Here is a 23,092-nt window from a genome sequence, read left to right on the forward strand (position 1 = left end):
ATCGCCATCACCGCCTCTCGCATCTGGGGTTTCGGGTCGCTCGACCCGACGCATCAGTGTACTCCCGCATCCTGGGTGTGTGACGTGGACGATCCGCCGCGGAATCAGGATGCCGGGATGCCGACGAGCTCGGCGCTGCGCCGCCACAGGGCCTCGGCCAGCGCGGCATCCTCGATCATGGGATTCACGCGGCGCGTGTGCACCCGTTCGTCGTAGTACTCGCCCGAGGCCCAGGTCTCACCGGGGACGCCGTCGATGAACCAGCGCAGCGTCTCGCCGCCCTTGTCGGTGCTGATCGTGAGGAGGTGCTTGAGCGGTGTTCGATAGATCACGCGCATGACGCTCGACGATCCGGCGGCGAAGTTCGAGCGCACGACGCCGGGGTGGAACGCCACGGCGCTGAGGCCCTGGTCGTGGAACCTCGCGTGCAGGCTCTTCGTGAACAGCACGTTCGCGAGCTTTGCGTCGCCGTACGCCTTGTTCGGGCTGAAGTGCTTCCGGTTGTCGAGGTCGTCGACGTCGATGCGTCCGAACAGGCGGTGCGCGACGCTCGAGGTGTTGACGATCGACGCCGAGCCTCGACGCAGCTGCGGCAGCAGCAGGTTCGTGAGCAGGAACGGCGAGAGGTGGTTGACCTGGATGGTCTTCTCGTGGCCGTCGACGGTCGGGGTGCGGTCGCCGAAGATCCCGCCCGCGTTGTTCGCGAGCACGTGGATGCCGTCGTCACCCACCGCCTCGGCGATCGAGGTCGCCAGGGTGCGGACGTCGTCGAACACGGCGAAGTCGGCGGTGAACCACTCGGCGCCGGTCTCGTCGGCGACCTCGCGCGTCTTCTCCGGAGAGCGTCCGACGAGGATCAGCCGATGTCCACCCGCGGCGGCGAGCTGACGTGCCGCCGCGGCGCCGATGCCGTCGGAGGCGCCGGTGATGACGACCGTGCGCGTGGTCACGCCTCGGTACCGGGGAACGTGCGCGGCGGAGCGGGCGGTGCCGAGCGCTCGGGGTCGGCGACCGGCATCCGCTCGGGCTCGCGCTCCGTGGGCTGAGCGGTCGGCGTGGGAGCAGCGGTCGTCGTCGGCTGCGCTGGCAGCTCCCGCGCCACTTGCTTCTCGAGCACCTGCACGGCCTCGTCGCTCAGCAGGATCAGGCCGTCGAGCTCGTCGCGCACGCGCTTGTAGGCGACGTTGCGCTCGGCCTGCGTGGCCGATTCGTCGACCGCGACCTTGAGCAGCTGCTGCGCGCGGTCGAGGCGCTTGCGCTCGGGTTCGGTGAAGGTCGTGTCACGGAGGCGACGGGCATCCTTCTCGGCGATCTCGAAGGCGACGGCGTAGGCGCCGACCGCGTCGAGGTACTCCGACACGCGCTGCTCGCTGATCTCTGCGTCGGCGGATGCCGGGCGCAGCGCGTCTGCGGTCTTCTTGGCGCGCAGGAACGCGGCCACGAGCGGCTGGCGCCCGTCGCTCATGGCGGGGAAGGCGATGAGCTTCGCGACGTCGAGCTCGTAGTCGAGCCAGCGCGCGGTGATCTCGTCGTGCTCGGCGAACAGCCGTTCGAGCAGGGCGTTGGAGGCGACGGGAGCAGTGGTGTCGACCACGGAGGGCCCGATGCGTCTGCTGCCGCCCCGTGCTTCGATCTGCGCGGTCTTGATCTCGGCCTTGAGTTTCATGGTCTCGAGTCGGCGCTCGTGCCGGCGCTTCGCGCCGCGCTCCCACGCCTTCGCAGCTCCGCCGGCCATCCCCATGATCGGGAAGATGAGCCACCAGAAGCTGCCCGCCCACTGCCAGAACTCTTGCATGATGCGTTCAGCCTACTTCCGCAGGTGTTCAGGGGGTGGCGGAATCTTTGGTCATTGCTATAGTCAACGCTATTGACTTGCAGTTTCGACGGTTGGACGATGATGACCACACCCCGCTCCGTGACATCGACGACGATCGATGTCGACGGCATCCGGATCGCGGCCGAGGCCCGCGGCTCGGGGCCGGCCGTGCTGCTGCTGCACGGCTACCCCGAGACGAAAGCCATGTGGGATGCCGTCGCCGACGTGCTCGCCGCGGACCACACCGTCGTCGCGGCGGATCTGCGCGGCTACGGCGAATCCGACAAGCCCCGCGGCGCCTCGTACGCCAAGCGCGACATGGCGCAGGACCAGGTCGGCCTCATGCGGCAGCTCGGGCACGAGACCTTCGCCGTGATCGGCCACGACCGGGGCGGGCGCGTCGGCCACCGGCTCGCGCTCGACCACCCCGAGGCGGTCACTGCGCTCGCCGTGCTCGACATCGTGCCCACACTGCACATGTTCGAGAACGTCGACCGCGAGATGGCGACCGCCTACTTCCATTGGTTCTTCCTGGCGCGTGGTGACGGGATGCCCGAGGCGCTGATCGGGGCCGACCGCGAGACCTGGTTGCGCAGCCGGTTCACCGGGCGGCGCCACGACGGCGATGCCCTGCCCGACGCGTTCGACGAGTACCTGCGCTGCTTCGACCTCGACACCGTGCACGCCTCCGGCGCCGACTACCGCGCCGCCGCGACGATCGACCTCGACCACGACCGCGTCGATCGCTCCGGCGGGCGCGTCGTGACAGTCCCGACGCTGGCCCTCTGGGGCGCGCACAGCTATGTGGGACGCCACTTCGACGTCCTCTCGACGTGGGAACCGTACGCTCCCGGCATCCGCGGGCAGGCTGTCGACGCCGACCATTACCTCGCCGAGGAGGCGCCCGAGCCCACGGCATCCGCTCTCCGTTCCTTCCTCGCGGAGGTGGGAGCATGAGCGCGCGCGATGTCGACCGTCTCGCCGAGCTCGTCTCGATCGAGACGCCCACGGGGGATGCTGCGGGGCTGGCCGCCGCGCAGGCACTCGTGCGCTCCTGGCTCGCGCCCATCGTGGGTGAGGGGATGCTCGAGGCCGTCGACGGCGTCGAGCACCTGCTGTGGAGCGGAGGCGACGACCCGAGTGTGCTGTTGATCGGGCACCTCGACACGGTCTTCCCCGCCGGAACGCTCGCCGAGCGGCCCTTCCGCATCGACGGCGATCGTGCGACCGGACCGGGCGTGTTCGACATGAAGGCGGGTGTCGTGATCCTCGCCTCGGCCCTCGAACGCATCGCTCGTCCTGAGCGCGTGGCGGTGCTGCTCACGAGCGACGAAGAGGTCGGCTCGATCACCTCGCGGAGGCTCATCGAGCGAGAGGCGGCGCGGGTCGGCACCGTTCTCGTGCTCGAACCCAGTCTCGACGGCGCGCTCAAGATCGCGAGGCGCGGCGGCAGCATCTACCGGCTGGCGTTCACCGGACGTGCGGCGCACGCGGGCCTCGAACCCTCGAAGGGGCGCAGCGCCCTCGCCGAGCTCGCGCACCACGTGCTCGCCCTGCCCGACCTCGCCGACGACGACCGCGGCACCACCGTGAGCCCCACGGTCGCGCAGGCCGGCACCGTCACGAACGTGATCCCCGAGCACGCCGAACTGCGGGTCGACGTGCGCGCCTGGACCCTCGACGAACTCGAACGCGTGGACGAGCGGATGCAGTCGCTCGGCGCCCACACGCCCGATGTGCGCGTCGACGTCGACGGCGGCATCAACCGCCCGCCCATGGAGGAGTCGGTGTCGGCCGATCTGCTCGCGTGCGCTCGCCGTGTCGCCGCAGACCTCGGACACCCGGAGGTCGAGGCCGTGTCGGCGGGCGGTGCCTCCGACGGCAACTTCACGGCCGCGGTCGGGGCGCGCACGCTCGACGGTCTCGGTCCGCGCGGCGCCGGGGCGCATGCCGACCACGAGTGGGTGTCGCTCTCGTCGATGCACGAGCGCGTCGAGTTGCTCGCCGGGATGCTCGACGACCTCGACGTCTGACGCGTTTCGTCTCGTCGCTGCGCTCCTCGCTCAACGACCTCCCCCGGTCGTTGAGCGAGCGGAGCGAGACGAAACGCGCTACCGCCCCGGTCGACTCAGGCGCCGGGGGCGTGGCGTCCGATGCTCTCGAGCAGCAGGTCGAGCGCGGTCTCCCACGCGCGGGGATCGCGGATGCCGGGAAGGGCGTCGCCCGCCCACGTGATCTCGGGGTACTCCTCGGGGTCGAGGCGCCGGGCCTCCATCTGCCAGGTCAGCTCGTCGGCATCCTGTTCCTCGGCCGGGAGTGCCACGAGTGCGGCCTGGATGCTGGAGGCGGAGCGGATGAGCTGCCCGAGCGCCCGCGCGTACATGGCGGCGTGCTCGCGGTCGTAGCCGCCGCGGCGCAGCGCCCCGATCGAGAACTCCATCGACGAGAAGTCGGTCGGGCGGCGCAGCGCCATCTGCAGAGCGAACTCGGGGTAGCGCATGTAGTGGTCGTGGATGAGGTGCGCCTGCGCGCGGAGATCGGCGAGCCAGTCGTCGGTGGGCACCATGGCGCCGCTGTACGACCGGGCCCGCAGCGTGTCGATGAGCGCGAGGAGGAGCTCGTCCTTGTCGCGGAAATGGCGGTAGATCGAGGTCGGGTGCGCCCCGAGCTCCTCGCCGATCGACTGGAAGGTGAGGCGGTCGAGTCCGTCGCGTTCGACGACACGGGCGGCGGCGGCGACGATGATCTCGCGGCTGAGCGAGTCGCGGGCGCGGCGCGGGCGGGAGGCCTTCGCCGAGGTCGTCGCCTTCTTCGTCGCCGCGGGGCTCGCGTCCTTGCGTGTCGCCATCGGTAACTCCGTTCGCAGATCGGCCGGTTCCCGGCCGCAGACATCACGGTACCCCACGCCTGTCAGCGTGTCTGTCAGTGTCGTCGACAATGCCGGAACCCTATCCGAATCGCGATAGCCACTGTTATAGTCAACGACGTTGGCAAGGTGCGCGACGCGTACCGTGAGAACGTCGAGAAGGAGCAAGGATGCTCGAGGCCCCCGCAGTCCCGTCCGATGAGGCGCTCGAGGCGCGCTTCGCCGTGCCGTACCTCCTCACGGTGCGGCCCGTGCCCGGCGCGGCCGATCTCGCCCTGCTCGTCGAGAACCACCCCGAGGGCTCGCGCGCGCGCATCTGGCGCTCACCGGATGCCCCCGGCGACCTGCTGCCGTTCCCGGTCGGCGTCGGCGCGATCCTCACGGCCGACGCCCGCTGGGTCGTCGATCTCGACGACGGCGGCGGCTCCGAGGTCGGCGGCCTCGTCGCGATCGCCGTCGACGGCTCCGAGCGCGTGGCGCTCACGCCCGGCCGCGCTCCCTACGTGCTGCGCGGGCTCGAGTCGTCGTACGACGGCCTGTCGATCGTCGCGACCGTGGTCGACGAAGACGGCTTCCACGTGCTCGTGATCCCCGTCGCGCCTTGGGGCGAGCCGCGGGTCGTCTACTCGAACCCCGTCGAGGCCTGGTACGGCCAGATCTCGCCCGACGGATCGCTCGTCTCGGTAGACACCACGGCGCACAACCCCGGCATCCGCCGCCCGCTGCTCACGGTGGTCGACGGCGCCACGGGTGAGGAGGTCGCGACCCTCGACGACCTCCCCGCCGGACCCGTGCGCGGAGTGCGCTTCGCCGCGGATGCCGGTGACGACCGCCTTCTGCTGAACACTGAGCGCAGCGGCTTCTCGCGTCCAGCGATCTGGAGCGTGCGCACGGGCGAGCGCCGCGACTACGACCTGCCCGAGCTCGCGGGCGAGGTCATCCCGGTCGACTGGCATTCGCCGAGCGGCCGCATCCTCGCGGTGCACGTGGCCGACGGCATCCACCGCCTTCTCGAGATCGACGAGGCGGCGGGTGCCGTGCGCATCGTCGCCGAGGGCGGCAGCGTCTTCGACCCCGACGTCGCCGACCTGCATCCGTTCCAGTGGTCGTCGTACTACGCGCCGAGCGGGGCGATCCGAGCCGTGCGCTCCACGTGGAGCGAGCCTCTGCGTGTCGAGGAGCTCGACGCCGACGGCAGGGCGCTCACGCTCGTCGAGCCGGCAGCTGTGCCCGCGGGGCAGCCCCTCGCCTCGGCGATGGTCCCGAGCGCCGACGGCACCCGCGTGCAGCTCTGGTGGGCGCGGCCGTCGCAGGGCGAGCCCCTCGGTACCGTGCTGACGATCCACGGCGGACCCAACCTCGTGACGGTCGACAGCTACGACCCCTCGGCGCAGGCCTGGCTGGATGCCGGCTTCGCGGTCGCCTCGCTCAACTACCGCGGCTCGGTGACCTTCGGGCGGGCGTTCCGCGAGGGCTTCTGGGGCGTCGGCGGCGACCGTGAGATCGAGGACGTCGCGGCGGCGATCGGGTTCCTGCGCTCGCAGGGTCTCGCCGACCCTGCGACGACCTTCGTCACTGGTGCCTCCTACGGCGGTCACATGACACTGCTGAGCGTCGGCCGCCTGCCTGACCTGTTCGCGGGCGGTCTCGCCCACGTGGCGGTCGCTGAGTGGTCGGCGGCGATCGAGGCCATGAATCCCGCGGTCCGCAGCGTCTGGAGCTCCTGGGTGCCGCCCGAGCTCGTGAAGCCCTTCTCGGCCATCACGTACCTCGACGACGTCACGGCATCGGTGTGGATCAACCAGGGCGACGTCGACACCCGCACGCCCATCATCGGCGTGCAGCGATACGTCGACGAGCTGAGCGCCCGTGGCGGCGACGTCGTGCTCGACGTGTTCGAGGGCGGCCACGAGCCGACCGGCCTCGAGGCCGCCGCCGTCGACCAGCGCCGCATGCACGAACTCGCCCGTCGCACCCTCGAACGGCGGCGCTGGGACGCCTGACCTGCCTCATAGTCACGAACATTGACTAAAGTGCTTGCTATCTCGTCCCGACCGTCCTAGAGTCAGACCACCACCCGCACCACAGCACGGTCGTACCCGCCCGATTCGCATCGATCACTGGAGATCCGGCTCATGTCGCAATCACGTCTTCGCACTGCTGTACCCGCTTCCCGCCGCCTCGTCATCGCGGCCCTCACCGCCGCCGCGCTGGTCGGCTCGCTCGCCGCGTGCAGCTCGGGCGGCACGACGCCCGAGCCCAGCGACGTCGCGGTCGTCGACGGCGGCGAGCTCGTCGTCGGCGCCGAGCAGGAGCCCGACTGCGCCGACTGGATCGCCACGTGCGGCGGGTCGATCTGGGGCACCTACGTGATGCAGATCCCGACCATGCCGAGCGTGTTCCAGACCCGCCTGGTCGACGACGACTGGCAGCCGGTGCCCTCCGACCTCGTGACCGGCGAGCCCGAGGTCGTGGTCGCCGACGACGGCACCCAGACCATCACGTACTCGATCAACCCCGAGGCCGTGTGGTCGGACGGCGAGCCCATCACCTCGGCCGACTTCGCGTACACCGCGCTGCAGATCCGCGACGGCGACGACATCTTCGACAAGACCGGCTACGACCGCATCACGGCCGTCGACTCGTCCGACCCGGCCACCGCCGTCGTGACCCTGAACTCGGCCTACGCCGGGTGGCGCACCCTGTTCAGCGTCTACGGCATCATGCCCGCGCACCTGCTGGAGGGCCAGGACCGTGCGGCGATCATGGCCGACGGCTACGACTTCAGCGGCGGCCCGTGGAAGATCGAGAAGTGGACCCGCGGCACCTCGGTCACGCTTGTGCCGAACGAGAACTACTGGGGCGAGAAGCCGCACCTCGACAAGGTCACCTTCCTCTTCCTGCCCGACACGACCGCGGCGTTCCAGGCGCTCAAGAGCGGCCAGGTGAGCGTGCTCGCCCCGACGCCGCAGCTCGACGCCCTGACCCAGATCGACGCCGGCCTCCCCGGCATCCGCTCGCAGGTCGACGCCCGCAGCGGCAACCTCGAGGCGATCTGGCTCAACAACTCCGCGGCGCCCTTCGACTCGGTCGCCGTCCGCCAGGCCCTCGCCTACTCGATCGACCGCGACGCGATCGTGAAGCGGCTGTTCGGCAGCCTCGGCATCGACAAGGCGCAGCAGAGCTTCAACTCGCCGATGGTCGCGCCGTTCGCGGGCGACGACTTCTCGCAGTACTCGCTCGACCTCGACAAGGTCGACGAGCTCATGACCGGCGACGGTTGGGAGAAGAACGGTGACGACGTGTGGGCGAAGGGCGGCGAGACCGCGACCTTCTCGATCAAGACGCTCGCCGGCAACAAGCGCCGCGACCTCACGGTGCAGGTGCTGCAGTCGCAGCTGAAGGATGCCGGGTTCGAGATGACCATCGACCAGGTCACGCCCGCCGACCTGTTCGGCACGATCGCCCCGCAGGGCGACTTCCAGGCCGGCATCTGGGCGCTCGTCGACACGTTCCCCGACCCCACGCTCTCGTCGACGTTCTCGTCGGTGAACATCCCGAGCGAGGCGAACGGGTTCTCCGGCATCAACTTCTACCGCGCGAACATCCCCGGTCTCGACGATCTGCTCGCCCAGGTCGACACCGAGGTCGATCAGGATGCCCGCATCCAGGTCTCGAAGGAGGCCGACTCCCTGATCGCCGAGAACGTGCCATCGCTGCCGCTCGACGTCGTGCCCAACGTGCTCCTGTGGAGCGAGAAGGTCGGCGGCCCGCTGCAGATCAACCCGATCGAGGGTCCGTTCTGGAACCTCGCCGAGTGGGGCCTGGCCGGCTGAGCCCGCGCTTCGGCACAGCTGGACAGGAAACGAGGCGACGATGCTCACGTTCATCACGAGACGGGTGCTGTACTCCATCCCGGTGATCGTCGTCGCCTCGTTCATCCTGTTCTGGGCCGTGCGGTCGACCTTCGATCCGCTCGCCAAGCTGCGGCAGGCGCACGACCCCGCCGTGATCGCGCGGGAGATCGAGCGCCTCGGCCTCGACCGGTCGATCCCGGAGCAGTACTTCCTCTGGGTGCAGTCGCTCGTCACGGGTGACTGGGGTCTGAGCACCCGCACCGGCACCGCGGTGCTGCCGCTGATCGGCGAGGCGCTGTGGCCCACGCTGCAGCTCGCGTTCTGGGGGTTGCTCGTGGCGGTCCTGATCGCGGGTGGCGTGAGCGTCTACTCGGCGGTGCGGCAGTACTCGCTGGGCGACAACATCCTCACGGGCGCCTCGTATCTCGGCATCGCGATGCCGGCGTTCTGGTTCGGCCTGATCCTCATCCAGACCTTCGCGGTGTGGCCCAAGGAGGCGTTCGGCCTGAGCGAGCCGCCGCTGTACTTCATCGGGCTGAACTCGCCGGGGCAGAGCGATCCGCTCGACTACATCCGGCACCTGATCCTGCCGGTCGCCGCTCTCATGATCGCGCTGGTCGCCTCGTGGAGCCGGTTCGGCCGTGCCGCGATGCTCGACGCGCTGTCGAGCGACTACGTGCGCACCGCCCGGGCGAAGGGCGTTCCGCGACGCCAGGTGATCTGGCGGCACGCGGTGCGCAACTCGCTCGCCCCGTTCGTCACGGTGGTGGCGCTCGACGCGGCGATCCTCATCGGCGGACTCGTCGTGACCGAGCAGATCTTCGCGATCCCGGGCATGGGCCGACTGTTCCTGCAGTCGCTCGTCGCCGGTGACGTGTACGTGCTGCTGCCGTGGATGATCGTGGTCGCCGTCGCGGTCGTCGTCTGCAACCTGATCGCCGACATCGCCTACGCGGTGCTCGATCCGAGAGTGAGGCTGTCATGAGCGGTGCAGGCATCGCCGGCCGGGAGGAGCTGCTCGCCGAGCAGGACCCGCAGAAGGCGCCGACCCGCCAGCTGCTGAAGGGGTTCCTGAAGCACCGGCTCGGGGTCGTCAGCCTCGTCGTGCTCGTGATCCTGTTGGTCGTCTGCTTCGGCGCGGGCTGGATCGCGCCCTACCCGCAGGGACAGCAGGATCTGCTGACCGGCCCCACGCCGCCGTCGGGCGCGCACTGGCTCGGCACCGACGAACTCGGACGCGACTACCTCAGCGAGATCCTCTTCGCGGGGCAGATCTCGCTCGCGATCGGCCTCGCCGTCGCCCTCCTCGCCACGGTCGTCGGTACCGCGCTCGGGGCGATCGCGGGGTACGTGGGCGGGTGGATCGGCGAGCTCATCATGCGCATCACCGACCTGTTCCTCATCGTTCCCGCGATCGCGCTTCTCGCCGTCATCCTGCAGGGGCTCGGCGCCTCGCCCACCACGATCGTGTTCGCGCTCACGGCTCTGGGGTGGACGTACATCGCCCGCGTCGTGCGCGCCCAGGTGCTGTCGCTGCGCGAGAAGGACTTCATCGACGCGGCGCGGGGAATCGGAGCATCCGGGTTCCGCATCGTCGTGTCGCATCTGCTGCCGAACCTCGCGGGCGTCATCGCCGTGGCCATGAGCCTCGCCGTCGCCTCGTCGATCATCGCCGAGTCGACCCTGAGCTTCCTCGGGTTCGGGGTGCAGCCGCCGCAGACCAGCTGGGGATCGATGCTCAGCCAGGCCGCAGGGTACGTCGGCACGCCGCAGGTGTACCTGCTGTACTTCCCCGGGCTGTTCATCCTCGTGACCGTGCTGTGCGTCAACTTCATCGGCGATGGACTCCGCGACGCGCTCGACCCGCAGGGGAAGAACCTATGACGGACTCCGAGATCCTCCTCGAGGTGGAGGACGTGTCGATCGCCTTCCGCACGGATGCCGGGCTGGCGCGCGCGGTCGAGGGTGTCTCGTTCGTGCTGCGCACCGGCGAGACCGTCGGGATCGTCGGCGAATCCGGCTCGGGCAAGTCGATGACGGCCATGGCGATCATGGGGCTGCTGCCGAAGAAGGCGGTCGTGACGGGATCGATCAAGCTGCGGGGCCGCGAGCTGGTCGGCCTCTCCGACGATGAGCTCCGCGAGGTGCGCGGCAAGGACATCGCGATCGTGTTCCAAGACGCCCTCACCGCGCTCAACCCGGTCATGACGGTGGGAGAGCAGCTGATCGAGGCGGTACGCGTGCACGACCCGCGGAGCACGACCGCCGACCGCAGGGCCAGGGCCGTCGAGCTGCTCGACGTCGTCGGCATCCCCTCGCCCGAGCTGCGGGTCGACCGCTACCCCCACGAGTTCTCGGGCGGCATGCGGCAGCGCGTCATGATCGCCATGAGCATCGCGAACGAACCCGATCTGCTGATCGCCGACGAGCCGACCACCGCGCTCGACGTGACGGTGCAGGCGCAGGTGCTCGAGGTGCTGCGCGAGGTGCAGCGGCGCACCGGCACGACCGTGCTGCTCATCACGCACGACCTCGGCGTGGTCGCCGGCACGGCCGATCGCGTCATGGTCATGTACGCGGGCGGGCTCGTCGAGACGGCTGACGTCGACCCGCTGTTTTACGAGACCGCGCACCCGTACACCGCGGGACTGCTCGCGTCGCTGCCGCGCCTCGATCGTCGGTCGTCGCGCGACGAGCGGCTGTACCAGATCGCCGGTCAACCGCCGGTGGCGACGGAATGGCCGGAGGGATGCCGGTTCGCACCGCGCTGCGCGCACGCCGTCGCCGGGCTGTGCGACGTGGACGTGCCCGCGCCCGTTGCGGTCGGTGCAGGGCATACCGCCGCGTGCGTGCGCGTCGACGAATGGCAGAAGGAGGCGGCGTCATGAGCGGGATCCCCGTCGTGGAACGCGCAGGCAGCACCGGGCTCACGGTCGACGGACTCGTCAAGGAGTACCGGGTCGGCGGCGGGCTGTTCGGCCGCGGGCGCGACGTCGTGCAGGCCGTGTCGGACGTGAGCCTGTCGATCGCCGGTGGGCAGACCTTCGGACTCGTGGGCGAGTCGGGGTGCGGCAAGTCATCGCTCGGACGCAGCGTCGCGCGGTTGCAGCCCAGTGACGGCGGGTCGATCCGCCTCGGTGACGACGATGTCACCGCGGTGTCGGGTGAGCGTCTGCGTCGGCTGCGTCGGCGGGTGCAGTTCGTGTTCCAGGATCCGTACGCCTCGCTCAATCCGCGCAAATCCGTGCGGGCGACGTTGACCGAGCCGCTCGTGATCCACGGTCTGCACCGGGGGTCGCGGGATCGTCGCGTCGAGGAGCTGCTCGCGCAGGTGGGACTCAACCCCGCCCACGCCGACCGCTTCCCGCACGAGTTCTCGGGAGGACAGCGGCAGCGCATCGGCATCGCGCGGGCGCTGGCGGTCGAGCCCGAGGTGATCGTGCTCGACGAGCCGGTCAGCGCGCTCGACGTCAGCGTGCAGGCCGGCGTGCTGAACCTGCTCGACGACCTGCAGCGCGACCTCGGTCTCACCTACCTGTTCATCGCGCACGACCTCTCGGTCGTGCGGCACCTGAGCGACCGCGTCGGCGTCATGTACCTCGGCAAGCTCGTCGAAGAGGGTCCGGTCGACGAGCTGTACGAGCGTCCGCTGCATCCGTACACGCAGGCGCTGCTGTCGGCGATCCCCGTACCGGACCCTCGCGCCGAGCGCGCCCGCGAGCGCATCGTGCTCACGGGAGATGTACCGAGCCCCGTATCGCCGCCGAGCGGATGCCGGTTCCGCACCCGCTGCTGGAAGGCCACGGAGATCTGCGCCGAGGTCGTGCCGGAGCTCGTCGAACCCGACCAGCTCGACCACGCCCCCACTCACCGCGTCGCGTGCCACCACCCCGCCGAGCGCGACGTGCTGTGACCGCCACGCCCTCCGGAAGGATCCCCATGACCACCACGCACCGCATCGCCGTGATCGCCGGAGACGGCATCGGCACCGAGGTGATGCCCGAGGGGCTGCGCGTGCTGCGCGCGACCGCCGCCCGCTTCGACATCGCGCTCGAGTTCGAGGAGTTCGACTTCGCGAGCGCCGCCTACTGGCAGGAGCACGGACGCATGTTGCCGGACGACTGGTTCGAGACCCTCCGCGGCTTCGATGCCATCTACTTCGGGGCGGTCGGCTGGCCCGATGTCGTACCCGATCACGTGAGTCTGTGGGGGAGCCTCATCCAGTTCCGGCGCGCGTTCGACCAGTACGTCAACCTGCGGCCGGTGCGGCTCATGCCCGGTGTCGTCTCACCCCTCGCCGGTCGCGAGCCGGGCGACATCGACTTCTACGTCGTGCGCGAGAACACCGAGGGCGAGTACTCGTCGATCGGCGGGCGCATGTTCGAGGGCACCGACCGCGAGTTCGTGCTGCAGGAGACCGTCATGACCCGCACGGGCGTCGACCGCGTGCTGCGCTACGCGTACGAGCTCGCCGCACGCCGCGCGGGTCACCTCACCTCGGCGACCAAGAGCAACGGCATCTCGATCTCCATGCCGTACTGGGACGAGCGGGTCGCGGCGGTCGGCGCCGACTACCCCGATGTGACGCGCGACCAGTTCCACATCGACATCCTCACCGCGAACTTCGTGCTGCACCCCGACTGGTTCGACGTGGTCGTGGCGAGCAACCTGTTCGGCGACATCCTGTCCGACCTCGGGCCCGCGTGCACCGGCACGATCGGCATCGCCCCGAGTGCGAACATCAATCCCGAGGGAGCGTTCCCCAGTCTGTTCGAACCCGTGCACGGCTCCGCGCCCGACATCGCGGGCCGCGGGATCGCCAACCCGATCGGGCAGATCTGGTGTGGCGCCATGATGCTCGAGCACCTCGGACACCGGGATGCCGGAGCGGCCGTGCTGGCGGCGATCGAAGACGTTCTCGCGCGCGGAGCGGATGCGGCGCCCTTCACCCCCGACCTCGGCGGTACCGCCACCACGGCCGAGTTGGGCCGCGCGATCGCGGAGGCCGTCTCCGGGCGTTGAGCGAGCCGCCCAGGTCGTTGAGCGAGCGGAGCCCCCGGTCGTTGAGCGAGCGGAGCCCCCGGTCGTTGAGCGAGCGGAGCCCCCGGTCGTTGAGCGAGCGGAGCGAGACGAAACGCGCCGCGTCAGTGCCCGAGCGCCTCCGCGCAGGCGACGCAGTGCGTGGCGAACGGCCGCGCCTCGAGCCGCGCATCCGGGATCGGTCGGCCGCACCGCGCGCACACGCCGTAGGCGCCGGAATCCCATCGTCCGATCGCGTCGTCGACCTGCCGCAGTTCGGCTGCCGCAGCCTCTGCCAGCGCACGGAGCCGCGACCACTCCGACGACAGCGTCACGCCCTCGGGATCGTGTTCGTCGTCGTCGTTCGAGCCCTCGCGGTCGTGGACGAGCTCGTCGAGCGCCGCCTGGGTCGACACCACACGCGCGAGTGCGTCCACACGCAGCCGGTCGAGCGCGTCACGGGCATCCGTCATCCGCGCACTCTACGCCCACCCTCCGACACGCGCGTTCTCACGGTCGACGACGCGGCATCGTGCGTCAGCCCAACTGCGGTGAGCCGATGATGGGCACGTGATCCTCGACCCCGATGTCGATCACGATCGGCCCCGACGGCAGATCGGCCTCGATCCGATGCACCGCTCCCCGGTCGTCGACCCAGTAGCGGATCGTGCCGGCGCCGTCTCCGGTGTCGGCGTCGGACGGCCCCGCGAACACGTCGACCCGAACACCGTCGACCTCGTCGGCGCGCAGCCACGCGGCATCCGATTGGCGCAGCAACTGGGCGTTCTCCGGCCGATCGACACCGAGCGCGAGTATCAGCACGAGCACGGTGTCGACGTTCGACGCGGCGGGGTCGAGCGGCCGCGCGGCGCCCGGTTCCGAGGGCGCTGTCGTGGGGATGCCGTCAGCGGTGCTCGTGTCCTGACCGGTCCACCCGACGAGCGTCGTGGCGTTCCACGTGATCACGGCGCGCTCGCCGCCCGAGGTCGCCGTCGCCAGGCCGATGCCTGCGCGATAGTCCGCACGTCCGGTCAGTTCCACGGCGACGCCGCCGGCGGCGACCTCAGTGTGGAACGTGCGGCTGCCGTCCTGGTACGCGAGGAACCGCGCGACGGCCAGGCGTTCCGCCTCCTCGGTGGTCAGCCCGCGGGGACCCGCGGGTGTCGACGCTGCCGGCTCCTGCCCGGTCGGTGCGCTCACGAGCACCGACGCTGTGACGGCGCCCGCGATCAGCGCGATCGCGCCCAGCGCGGCGATCGGCATCCATCGTCGCCGGATCACGACGCTCCGAAGAGCGTCGAGCCGAGGGGGCGCGATCGGTCGTAGCCGGGCAGCAGGAGGAACGTGCCGGAGGCGGTCGTCGTCGTGAAGTCGAGCAGGGCGTCCGACTCGCTCATCCGCTCCAGGGTCCGCACGAACGTGCGCAGCTCGGTCTGCATGCTGATGAACAGCAGCCCCATCGGATCCTCCATCGAGTACGAGCGTCGCAGCATGAGGGGCGCCCCGATCGGGCGTGGATGCGCCCGGCGCGCGTGGGCGTCGGCGGGCAGGCGGTACCGCCCATCCGCGGTCTTGGCCTGCAGATCGACGTCGTCCGCGATGCCGCCGCCCGAGAGCGGCGCCCCGCTCGAGCGACGCCGCCCGACGGCCGCCTCCTGCGCGGCGACCGACAGCGACTGGAAGGCCGGGATGTCGATGACCATGCGTCGCACGACCATGATCGTGCCGCCGGCGGCCGCACCGTCGTCGAGCCACACGGAGTCGGCCATCTCGGACTTCGAGGTCGGGATCGCGATCCCGTCGATGAAGCCGAGGACGTTGCGCGGAGCCGTATGGCCCCGGCGCACGGCCTTCACCGGCCCGCGGATGCCGCGCTGCCGCCAACGCTCCCGCAGCTCGGGGGAGGTCCGCATCAGGTGCGTGAGCGCGAGCGGGAGGAGCAGCGGGTCGGAGGCGCAGACCTGGATCACCACGTCGCCGCCGCGATGAATGTCGTCGATCTCCTCGCGGGCGAACTCCGGGAGGTCGTCCGCGCCCGGAGAGTCCGGGCGGACGGCCGCGACCAGGCGCGGACCGACGCCGACCGTGACGGTCAGATCGCCGGCCGCGATCCCGGCCAGCGCCGGGTGCCCGCCGTCGACCAGATCGACGATGCTCCGCCCGAGCTCGGCGAGCACGGGCGCCGGCGTGTCGTCGAGATCGAAGACCGCGAGGAGCAGGTGCGACTGGGCCTCCGCGGGGCGGGCGATCCCCGCCTGGTGGGCTCCCTCCGCGCGCACGCGAGCGACCGGCGCGGTACCGGTCCCGGCCGCACCCTGACGAGGTTCCCTGCCCCCGAGGACGGTGCCGAGCGCGGCCGCGCCACCTGCGCCGAGCAGGGCCCGACGCGTCAGATCACCGGCTCCGTTCGCGTGCACGAGATGATGATAGCCACGTCCTCGGCCGTGTCCAGCACGGCGAAACCGATGCCTATGATGGGGCGATGTTCGCCCGAGAGCTGTCCGTCTCCGTCCTCCTCGCGGTCCTCCTCCTCGTCGGATGCGCTCCCACGCCGCCCCCGGACGAGGGGTCGGAGACGCCGCGCCTGCTCTCCGTCCCGGCTGACTTCCCGACGATCTCGGCGGCCGTCGAGGCGGCGTCCGAGGGCGACACCGTGGTGGTCGAACCGGGTGTGTACCGCGAGACCGTCGCGATCGACACCGCGGGGGTCACCCTCCGTGGACAGTCGCGCGACGGGGTGATCATCGACGGAGAGGTGCGGCGTGGGAACGGGGTCGTGGTCTCCGCGCCGCGCGTGACGGTGCAGAACCTCACCGTCCGCAACGCGACCCAGAACGGCGTGCTCGTGACCGGCATGCGCGATGACGACGGGGCCCCCGTCGGTGGACACGACGGCTACGGTGCGATCGATCCGCAGGACTTCCCGCTGCTCGACGGGTTCCGCGTCGATCACGTGACCGCGTCGAACAACGGGCTCTACGGCATCTACGCGTTCAACGCGTCGAACGGTGTGATCACCGATTCGTACGCCTCCGGGGGAGCGGACTCCGGCATCTACGTCGGGCAGTGCGATCACTGCGACATCGTCGTCTCGGGCAACGTCGCCGAGCGCAACGCCGTCGGTTTCGAGATCGCGAACGCGGGCGGCGATCTGTTCGTCGTCGGCAACCGTTTCGCCGGCAACCGCGTGGGTGCGACGATCACCTCGGACTACCAGGAGGCGTACGTCCCGCAGTCCGCGGCGGCTCTCGTCGGCAATGTGATCGCCGCGAACGGCCAGCCCGATACGCCGGAGCAGGCCGAGGGCGGGTTCGGCATCGGCGTGGGGATCGCGGGCGGCACCGAGAACGTGGTCGCAGCGAACCTGGTGGAGGCCAATCCGACGGCCGGCATCGTGATCGCCTCGGCCGAGGACATCGGGCCCACGGGCAACCGGGTCACGGGCAACGCCTTCGCTCGGAACGGAACGGATGCCGTGTTCGCGGCGTCCTCTCGGGCCCCCGGCGAGCGCAACTGCTGGGAGGGGAACGAATTGACGACCTCGGAACCGGCCGGGCTGCAGGAGCTGTCCCCGTGCAGCATGCCTGCCGCCGTGACCGCCGTGGAGTTCTCTCCGCCGTCGGCGCCGGTCGGCGTCGCGTTCACCGACGTCGTGGAGCCTCCCTCGCAGCCGGATCTGGGGCCGCTGGACGCGGTCGCGACTCCCTGGGCCGGGTCGGACGACGTGCCCGAGGTCGATGTCGACGCCATCTCGGTGCCGACGGCGGCGCTTCTGGAGGAGCGGGCCGCGATCCGCTGGTGACCCGGGCCGGTCGCGCCACGGCTGTACACATCTAAGCGGCGAGTAAGTGAACACGGTTTTGATACTTTCTCCCGGTCATGGTGAAGAACACGGCTGGCAGTGCCCGCGGAATCGCGTACGCGCGCTCAGAGTCGATCGTTCGCGCGATCGTCGCGTGGTCTGTGGTGGCCGTCATCGTGCTCTCCGGGATGATCACGGGCGCCGACGCGGCGCGCGCCGTCGACGGTACGGTCGCGGGAACCGTCTACCAGGACTTCGACGACGACGGTGTTCGCGACCCTGCGGCAGCGGACTTCGGCGGCGACGCGGGACTCGGCGGAGTCACGGTCACGGTGACCGACTCGACGGGCGCGGTCGTGGGCACGGCGACGACCGCGGCCGACGGCGCGTACACCGTGAACGCCGCGAACGCGGCGACGATCGCGGTGCGGGTGGAGTTCACGCTCCCGGAAGGATTCCGGTCGGCGCGCGTCGGTGCGGGGAACGCCAGCGCGGTGCAGTTCGTGACTCTCGGGGCGACGGGCGTGAACCTCGGCGCCACGCAGGAGGGCATGGTCGTGACTGAGCAGCCGCCGTTCGTGGTCGTGGCCAGCCAGCGCTCGCGCATCTCCGCCGACACCGGGGATGCCGAAGGGGAACTGACTCCGAACTTCGAAGCCCTCCCCGCTTTGGTCCGCATGCCGTACTCGACGACGGGAACTCCTGCGTCCGGCAGCACGACGATCGCGACTCAGGCGCAGATCGGCACGGTGTGGGGCACGGCGAACTACGGGAGCACTTTCGCGTTCAGCGGCGCGTCCTTCCGTCGCGGCACCGACGTCGGACCGGCGGGTCTCGGCGCGATCTATCTGACGAATGCGACGTCGGGAGCGCCCAACGCGACGACCTTCGTGCAGATCCCGAACGCGGGTACCGACCCGCGTGGCACGATCGACCCGAAGACCTACGACTGGTTCCATGACCCGCCGGCCTTCGACGCCGTCGGCAAGATCGGTCTGGGCGACATCGAGATCTCGTCCGACCAGAAGACTCTCTACGCGGTCAACCTGAACGACCGGCAGCTGTACGCCGTTCCGCTCACACGCGGTGCGACCCCGGCCGCAGCCCCGACGGCGGGCACCCCCGTGGCGATACCTCTGCCGTTCGCATCCGCGACAGGGTGCGAGCAGGATCAGGTTCGTCCGTACGGGCTCGGAACTCTCCGCGGAAAGCTGTACGTCACGCTGACCTGTGTCGGGCCGACCACGGATGCCCTCCGCGCATACGTGATCCCGATGGACGAGACGACCCGGCAGTTCGGGGCGCCGGTGCTGGACGTCCCGCTGACCTTCTCCCGCGCGAGCGCGTACTCCTTTCCCGTGCCGGGCGGATCGGCTCCGTACCAGCCCTGGCGCAGCGTCTTCGCCCTCGCCCCCGACGGCCGGGCGGCCGGACCGACGCCCATCGCGTCGAGCGTGACGTTCGACGCGGCCGGGAACATGGCGTTGTCGATCAAGGACCGATCGGGCGATCAGAACGGCGGGGCGCTGAGCGCCACGAATCCGACCGACCCCTCCGCGCGTTCCTACATCGGCGCGGGCGATCTGCTCCGTGCATGCGTATCCGCCCAGGGGGACTACGTTCTCGAGAACGACGGCTCCTGCGGGGGAGCCACCAGCACGCAGCCGATCAACGACTGGGGTCCCGGCGGTGGCAAGTTCTACGAGACCAGGTTCAGTCGCGCGGACAGGACAGACCAGCACAACAACATCGCTCTCGGGTCTGCGCTGCAGCTCCCCGGGTACACGAACGTCCTGGCAACGGTGATCGATCCGCTGTCGATATCGTCTGACGGACTCCGTGTGATGGGCAACAGCGACGGACGAACCGTTCGCAGCGCGACCGTGAGCTCCGCGGCGGCGAACTCCGATCAGGGATCGTTCACGAAAGCAGGCGGCGTCGGCGATCTCTCCGCGCTCGTCGCGGATGCGCCGGTCGAGATCGGCAACCGTGTCTGGCTCGACGCCGACGGAGACGGGGTGCAGGACGCGGGGGAACGACCCATCGCAGGCGTCACGATCCGTCTGTTCGACGACGCCGGGACGGTCATCGCGACGGCGGTCACCGATGCGCAGGGCAATTACCTGTTCTCGTCGTCTCCCGGCACGTCGACGGCGTCATCGCGGTACGGGCTGGCGCTGACTTCGGAGACCCCGTACGCGATCCGCCTCGACAACGCCGACGACTTCGCGACCGGCGGCCCGCTCGCGAACCTGGTGCCGACATCGACGGCGGCGGGACCCGACAGAGCCGTCGACTCCAACGGCGTGCCAGAGGGCCCGGCGCTGGTGACCGCCGCGGTGACGACCCCGGTCGCGGGGTCGGCCGATCACACCTTCGACTTCGGTTTCGCGCCACGACTGTCGCTGGGTAACCGCTTGTGGTTCGACACGGGTGCGGGCGCCGCGACGAACGACGGGCGCTTCCAACCGGGGGAGGATCCCATCGTCGGCGCTGTCGTCGAGCTGTTGGACGCGGCGGGCGAGCCGGTGCTCGATGCGGACGGGTCTCCGATCCGAGAGACGACGGACGTCGCGGGTTTCTACCGATTCGACTCCCTGCCGCCCGGAACCTACCGGGTGCGGGTCGCAGCGTCGAACTTCGCGCCCGGCGAGGTGCTCGACGGGTGGATGTCGTCCACCGGCGTGTCGTCGGCCTTCGATGCCGCGAGCAACAACGTCGACAAGGGTGCCGATGTCGCTGATCCCTCGGCGACGGGTGTCACCTCGGCGACGATCACTCTCGCGCTCGGAACGCTCGCCGACGCCGATGCGGGGGCGAGCGGTGCGGGCGCGAACGGTCCGGCCGGCGACGAGTCGGACAACCTGACCGTGGACTTCGGCTTCGTGTTGCCGTACGACCTGACGCTCGACAAACAGCTGACCTCCGGCGACGGCCCGTACCGTCTGGGCGAGGAGGTGACGTTCTCCCTGGTTCCGAGCAACAGCGGGCCGGGTGACGCGGTGGCCGGCTTCACCGTCACCGATCGCCTGCCGGCCGGGCTGGAATTCGTCTCCGCCTCCGGTGAGGACTGGACCGAGGCCACGGTCGTCGGGCAGGACATCACGCTGACCTGGAACGGTGCAGACCTCGCCGCGGGAGAGTCGGCAGAACCGATCACGGTGACCGCGCGGTTGGCGGCGACCGAACCCGGCGATCTCCGCAACGTCGCCGTGGTCGAGCCGTCTCCCGATCAGCGGGCGCCGGAGACCGTTCCCGTCGGCAGCACCCCCGACCGCTTCGAGAACGGGAACGCCACACCGGATCCGACGAACCCGTCGAACAACGACGACGGCGTCGACGTGACGGTCGCGGCTCCGCCCCTCTCGCTCGGCAATCGGCTGTGGTTCGACACCGGCGCCGGCGCGGCGTACGACAACGGCGTGTTCGATGCAGGAGAGCAGCCGGTCGTGGGCGCGCCCGTCGAGCTTCTCGACGAAGACGGCGAGCCCGTCACCGACGCCGGAGGTGCACCGATCACTGCCACCACCGATGCGAACGGCTTCTACCGATTCGACGGCCTCGCTCCGGGCAGCTACATCGTGCGGGTGGCGCCGGGTGCCTTCTCCGGTGCGGGCCCGCTGCGCGACTTCCTGTCGAGCAGGGGCGCATCGTCGGAGTTCGACGGCGGCTCGAACAACGCGGACAAGGGCCTCGATGCGGTGGACCCCGCTGCCGACGGCATCCGTTCGGGGGTCATCGTGCTCGCCCCGGGCGTCACCGGCGAGGTCGATGCTGCGGCTCCCGGCGCGGGCGCGAACGGACCGTTCGGTGACCAGTTCGACAACCTGACCGTCGACTTCGGCTTCGTGCCGGCGCTGTCGCTGGGCAATCGACTGTGGTTCGACAGCGGCGCGGGTGCCGGCGAGGCGGACAACGGGCGCTTCGACGACGGCGAGGCCCCGGCGGTCGGAGCCCGGGTGGAACTGCTCGACGGCGCGGGTGCACCCGTGCTCGACGGCGACGGAGATCCTGTGACGGCTGTGACCGACGCGAACGGCTTCTACCGCTTCGACGGCCTTCCCGCGGGTGACTATCGAGTGCGCGTGGCCGCCTCGAACTTCGCCGACGGACAGCCCCTGAGCGGCTGGTTCTCCTCCTCTCCCACGTCGACGGATGCCCAGGAGAACAACGCCGACAAGGGCGAGAACACGCCGAATCCGCAGGCGACGGGAATCAGCTCAGGCGTCGTCACGCTGTCGCATTCGACGACGTCGCTCGGCGACGTCGACCCTGATGCCGAGGGCGCTGGGGGCCATGGTCCGAACGGCGATGCCGCAGATCTCCTCACGATCGACTTCGGCTTCATGCAGGCCTTCGCCGTCGGCGACGTCGTCTGGGCGGACAACGACGGGAACGGGCGGCTGGACCCCGGCGAGCCTCCGGTGCCTGGCGTCCTGGTGACGTTGCTCGACGGGAACGGCGCCCCCGCCGTCGACAGGAACGGAGTGCCCGTCGCCCCCGTGCGCACGGATGGGATCGGACACTACGTCTTCGACGACCTCGCTCCGGGCGTGTACTCGGTGTCGTTCTCCGAACTCCCGGAGAAGTACCGCATCACACGTCAGAACGAGGGTGAGCAGACCCGAGACTCGAACCCTGCGTCGACGGGCGTGACGCCGCCGTTCGTGCTCGGGCCGGCGGGAGAGAACACGGACGCGGTCGAGCCCGGCGACGGGGTGACGGTCGCGCAGCGGATCGATCGCACGATCGACGCCGGCATCGTGCCGGTGCTCGCCGTGGGCGACATCGTATGGATCGATGCGGACCGCGACGGTCGACAGGACGCGGACGAGGCTCCCGTGCCGGGTGTGGCGGTCGAGCTCCTCGACGCGAACGGCGACCCCGCCCTCGATGCCGACGGGAACCCCGTGCCGAAGACCACGACCGACGCGGCAGGGCACTACGTGTTCGACAACCTCCTCCCCGGTCAGTATCGCGTGCGGTTCTCCGGCTGGCCCGCAGGGTACGTGCCGACGACCCCGAAAGCGTCGGGTGTCGCCACGGCGGACGACTCCAACCCGGACGCCACCGGTCTGACCCCGGTGTTCTCCCTCGTCGGGAGCGGTGTGAACACTCGCCCCGTCGAACCGGGCGACGCCGCTGCACGGGCCCTGCAGATCGATCCGACCATCGACCTCGGTATCGTGGCCCGGTTGTTCGCGGTCGGCGATCATGTGTGGTTCGACTCCGACCGCAACGGTCGACAGGGCGCGGGTGAGAAGCCCGTGTCGGGAATGACCGTGACGCTGTTCGCCGCCGACGGGTCACCGGCACGCGATTGGCGAGGGAGGCCCGTCCCGCCGGTGACCGCCGATCGGCGCGGCCACTACGTGTTCGACGGTCTTCCTGCCGGAGACTACTTCGTCGAGTTCTCCGGAGTGCCTGTCGGATACCGGTTCACGAATCAGGGAGACGATGGTACGACCGACTCGAATGCGAGTCGTGTGGGCCGCACTCCGGTGTTCACGTTCGGCGACGCGGTCGAGGGTATGCGCACGACCGTCGGTGCGGACGGGACCGTTCTCGCCTCGTTCATCGACCCGACCATCGATGCAGGCCTGGTCGAGATCGAGAAGCCGCTCGCGGCGACGGGCGCTGCGGTGCCGTGGCTTCTCTTCCTCGTCAGTCTCCTCCTGCTCGGCGGAGGCGCGAGCGTGCTGATACTCACTCGCCGACGCGCATGATCATCG

17 protein-coding genes are annotated in these 23,092 nt (G+C 70.2%); 11 read left to right on the plus strand and 6 right to left on the minus strand.

Features of this window, described 5'->3' with window-relative positions; all coding sequences use genetic code 11:
- Nucleotides 1–104: 104 nt before the first annotated feature.
- The gene (locus ACIPYT_RS05405; protein ID WP_401071383.1) at nt 105–950 is read right to left on the minus strand and encodes an SDR family NAD(P)-dependent oxidoreductase; all 846 of its coding nucleotides are present in this window, start codon (nt 948–950) and stop codon (nt 105–107) included.
- A complete protein-coding gene (locus ACIPYT_RS05410) occupies nt 947–1,795 on the minus strand; it encodes a hypothetical protein (protein ID WP_401071385.1) in 849 nt (282 codons plus the stop codon). The genes ACIPYT_RS05405 and ACIPYT_RS05410 overlap by 4 nt, the downstream gene beginning before the upstream one ends.
- Nucleotides 1,796–1,894: 99 nt before the next feature.
- Between ACIPYT_RS05410 and ACIPYT_RS05415 the strand changes: the two genes are divergently transcribed.
- Both ACIPYT_RS05415 and ACIPYT_RS05420 read left to right on the plus strand, forming a co-directional pair.
- Complete coding sequence (locus ACIPYT_RS05415; protein ID WP_401071387.1) at nt 1,895–2,773, plus strand: alpha/beta fold hydrolase; 879 nt, start codon at nt 1,895–1,897, stop codon at nt 2,771–2,773.
- On the plus strand, nt 2,770–3,849 hold the full coding sequence (locus tag ACIPYT_RS05420; protein WP_401071389.1) for a M20 family metallopeptidase: 1,080 nt from the start codon (nt 2,770–2,772) through the stop codon (nt 3,847–3,849). The genes ACIPYT_RS05415 and ACIPYT_RS05420 overlap by 4 nt, the downstream gene beginning before the upstream one ends.
- Before the next feature lie 95 nt (nt 3,850–3,944).
- On the opposite strand, the gene ACIPYT_RS05425 is transcribed toward ACIPYT_RS05420, so the two are convergent.
- Nucleotides 3,945–4,664: a TetR/AcrR family transcriptional regulator gene (locus tag ACIPYT_RS05425; protein ID WP_401071391.1), complete on the minus strand. Its 720-nt coding sequence runs from the start codon at nt 4,662–4,664 to the stop codon at nt 3,945–3,947.
- Nucleotides 4,665–4,852: 188 nt separating this feature from the next.
- Here ACIPYT_RS05425 and ACIPYT_RS05430 point away from each other — a divergent pair, with 188 nt between their 5' ends.
- The 7 genes from ACIPYT_RS05430 to ACIPYT_RS05460 all read left to right on the plus strand — a co-directional run bounded on the left by ACIPYT_RS05430 (nt 4,853) and on the right by ACIPYT_RS05460 (nt 13,561).
- On the plus strand, nt 4,853–6,685 hold the full coding sequence (locus ACIPYT_RS05430) for a prolyl oligopeptidase family serine peptidase (protein WP_401071393.1): 1,833 nt from the start codon (nt 4,853–4,855) through the stop codon (nt 6,683–6,685).
- A gap of 132 nt (nt 6,686–6,817) precedes the next feature.
- Nucleotides 6,818–8,518 (plus strand): ABC transporter substrate-binding protein, encoded by a 1,701-nt coding sequence (locus ACIPYT_RS05435; protein WP_401071395.1) that lies wholly within the window; start codon nt 6,818–6,820, stop codon nt 8,516–8,518.
- A 40-nt stretch (nt 8,519–8,558) separates the two neighbouring features.
- Complete coding sequence (locus tag ACIPYT_RS05440; protein ID WP_401071397.1) at nt 8,559–9,524, plus strand: ABC transporter permease; 966 nt, start codon at nt 8,559–8,561, stop codon at nt 9,522–9,524.
- Nucleotides 9,521–10,423 (plus strand): ABC transporter permease, encoded by a 903-nt coding sequence (locus ACIPYT_RS05445; protein WP_401071400.1) that lies wholly within the window; start codon nt 9,521–9,523, stop codon nt 10,421–10,423. Before ACIPYT_RS05440 ends, ACIPYT_RS05445 begins: the two co-directional genes overlap by 4 nt.
- Nucleotides 10,420–11,427 carry an ABC transporter ATP-binding protein gene (locus ACIPYT_RS05450; RefSeq protein WP_401071402.1) on the plus strand — a complete coding sequence of 336 codons (1,008 nt, stop codon included), beginning with the start codon at nt 10,420–10,422 and terminating at the stop codon, nt 11,425–11,427. The genes ACIPYT_RS05445 and ACIPYT_RS05450 overlap by 4 nt, the downstream gene beginning before the upstream one ends.
- On the plus strand, nt 11,424–12,452 hold the full coding sequence (locus ACIPYT_RS05455) for an ABC transporter ATP-binding protein (protein WP_401071404.1): 1,029 nt from the start codon (nt 11,424–11,426) through the stop codon (nt 12,450–12,452). The genes ACIPYT_RS05450 and ACIPYT_RS05455 overlap by 4 nt, the downstream gene beginning before the upstream one ends.
- Nucleotides 12,453–12,478: 26 nt before the next feature.
- Nucleotides 12,479–13,561 (plus strand): tartrate dehydrogenase, encoded by a 1,083-nt coding sequence (locus ACIPYT_RS05460; RefSeq protein ID WP_401071406.1) that lies wholly within the window; start codon nt 12,479–12,481, stop codon nt 13,559–13,561.
- 122 nt (nt 13,562–13,683) lie between these two features.
- Here ACIPYT_RS05460 and ACIPYT_RS05465 read toward each other — a convergent pair whose 3' ends face one another.
- From ACIPYT_RS05465 to ACIPYT_RS05475, 3 genes are all read right to left on the minus strand, one after another.
- Nucleotides 13,684–14,031 (minus strand): TraR/DksA family transcriptional regulator, encoded by a 348-nt coding sequence (locus ACIPYT_RS05465; protein ID WP_401071408.1) that lies wholly within the window; start codon nt 14,029–14,031, stop codon nt 13,684–13,686.
- 64 nt (nt 14,032–14,095) lie between these two features.
- Nucleotides 14,096–14,839, minus strand: a complete 744-nt coding sequence (locus ACIPYT_RS05470) for a hypothetical protein (protein WP_401071410.1) — start codon at nt 14,837–14,839, stop codon at nt 14,096–14,098.
- Nucleotides 14,836–15,975 (minus strand): Dyp-type peroxidase, encoded by a 1,140-nt coding sequence (locus ACIPYT_RS05475; protein ID WP_401071412.1) that lies wholly within the window; start codon nt 15,973–15,975, stop codon nt 14,836–14,838. The genes ACIPYT_RS05470 and ACIPYT_RS05475 overlap by 4 nt, the downstream gene beginning before the upstream one ends.
- Nucleotides 15,976–16,040: 65 nt before the next feature.
- On the opposite strand from ACIPYT_RS05475, the gene ACIPYT_RS05480 reads away from it, so the two are divergent.
- Complete coding sequence (locus ACIPYT_RS05480; protein WP_401071414.1) at nt 16,041–17,360, plus strand: nitrous oxide reductase family maturation protein NosD; 1,320 nt, start codon at nt 16,041–16,043, stop codon at nt 17,358–17,360.
- Nucleotides 17,361–17,437: 77 nt separating this feature from the next.
- Entirely contained in the window at nt 17,438–23,086 is a 5,649-nt protein-coding gene (locus ACIPYT_RS05485; RefSeq protein WP_401071416.1) for an SdrD B-like domain-containing protein, read from the plus strand.
- Nucleotides 23,087–23,092 lie beyond the last annotated feature (6 nt).

It is taken from the genome of Microbacterium sp. NPDC089695, assembly GCF_044749085.1.
GTDB lineage: Bacteria > Actinomycetota > Actinomycetes > Actinomycetales > Microbacteriaceae > Microbacterium.

Bases quoted from the DNA above. Each gene is read 5' to 3' on its own strand.
- ACIPYT_RS05410 (WP_401071385.1), bottom strand. From the start codon at position 1,795: ATGCAAGAGTTCTGGCAGTGGGCGGGCAGCTTCTGGTGGCTCATCTTC.
- ACIPYT_RS05415 (WP_401071387.1), top strand. From the start codon at position 1,895: ATGATGACCACACCCCGCTCCGTGACATCGACGACGATCGATGTCGAC.
- ACIPYT_RS05420 (WP_401071389.1), top strand. From the start codon at position 2,770: ATGAGCGCGCGCGATGTCGACCGTCTCGCCGAGCTCGTCTCGATCGAG.
- ACIPYT_RS05425 (WP_401071391.1), bottom strand. From the start codon at position 4,664: ATGGCGACACGCAAGGACGCGAGCCCCGCGGCGACGAAGAAGGCGACG.
- ACIPYT_RS05430 (WP_401071393.1), top strand. From the start codon at position 4,853: ATGCTCGAGGCCCCCGCAGTCCCGTCCGATGAGGCGCTCGAGGCGCGC.
- ACIPYT_RS05435 (WP_401071395.1), top strand. From the start codon at position 6,818: ATGTCGCAATCACGTCTTCGCACTGCTGTACCCGCTTCCCGCCGCCTC.
- ACIPYT_RS05440 (WP_401071397.1), top strand. From the start codon at position 8,559: ATGCTCACGTTCATCACGAGACGGGTGCTGTACTCCATCCCGGTGATC.
- ACIPYT_RS05445 (WP_401071400.1), top strand. From the start codon at position 9,521: ATGAGCGGTGCAGGCATCGCCGGCCGGGAGGAGCTGCTCGCCGAGCAG.
- ACIPYT_RS05450 (WP_401071402.1), top strand. From the start codon at position 10,420: ATGACGGACTCCGAGATCCTCCTCGAGGTGGAGGACGTGTCGATCGCC.
- ACIPYT_RS05455 (WP_401071404.1), top strand. From the start codon at position 11,424: ATGAGCGGGATCCCCGTCGTGGAACGCGCAGGCAGCACCGGGCTCACG.
- ACIPYT_RS05460 (WP_401071406.1), top strand. From the start codon at position 12,479: ATGACCACCACGCACCGCATCGCCGTGATCGCCGGAGACGGCATCGGC.
- ACIPYT_RS05465 (WP_401071408.1), bottom strand. From the start codon at position 14,031: ATGACGGATGCCCGTGACGCGCTCGACCGGCTGCGTGTGGACGCACTC.
- ACIPYT_RS05480 (WP_401071414.1), top strand. From the start codon at position 16,041: ATGTTCGCCCGAGAGCTGTCCGTCTCCGTCCTCCTCGCGGTCCTCCTC.
- ACIPYT_RS05485 (WP_401071416.1), top strand. From the start codon at position 17,438: ATGGTGAAGAACACGGCTGGCAGTGCCCGCGGAATCGCGTACGCGCGC.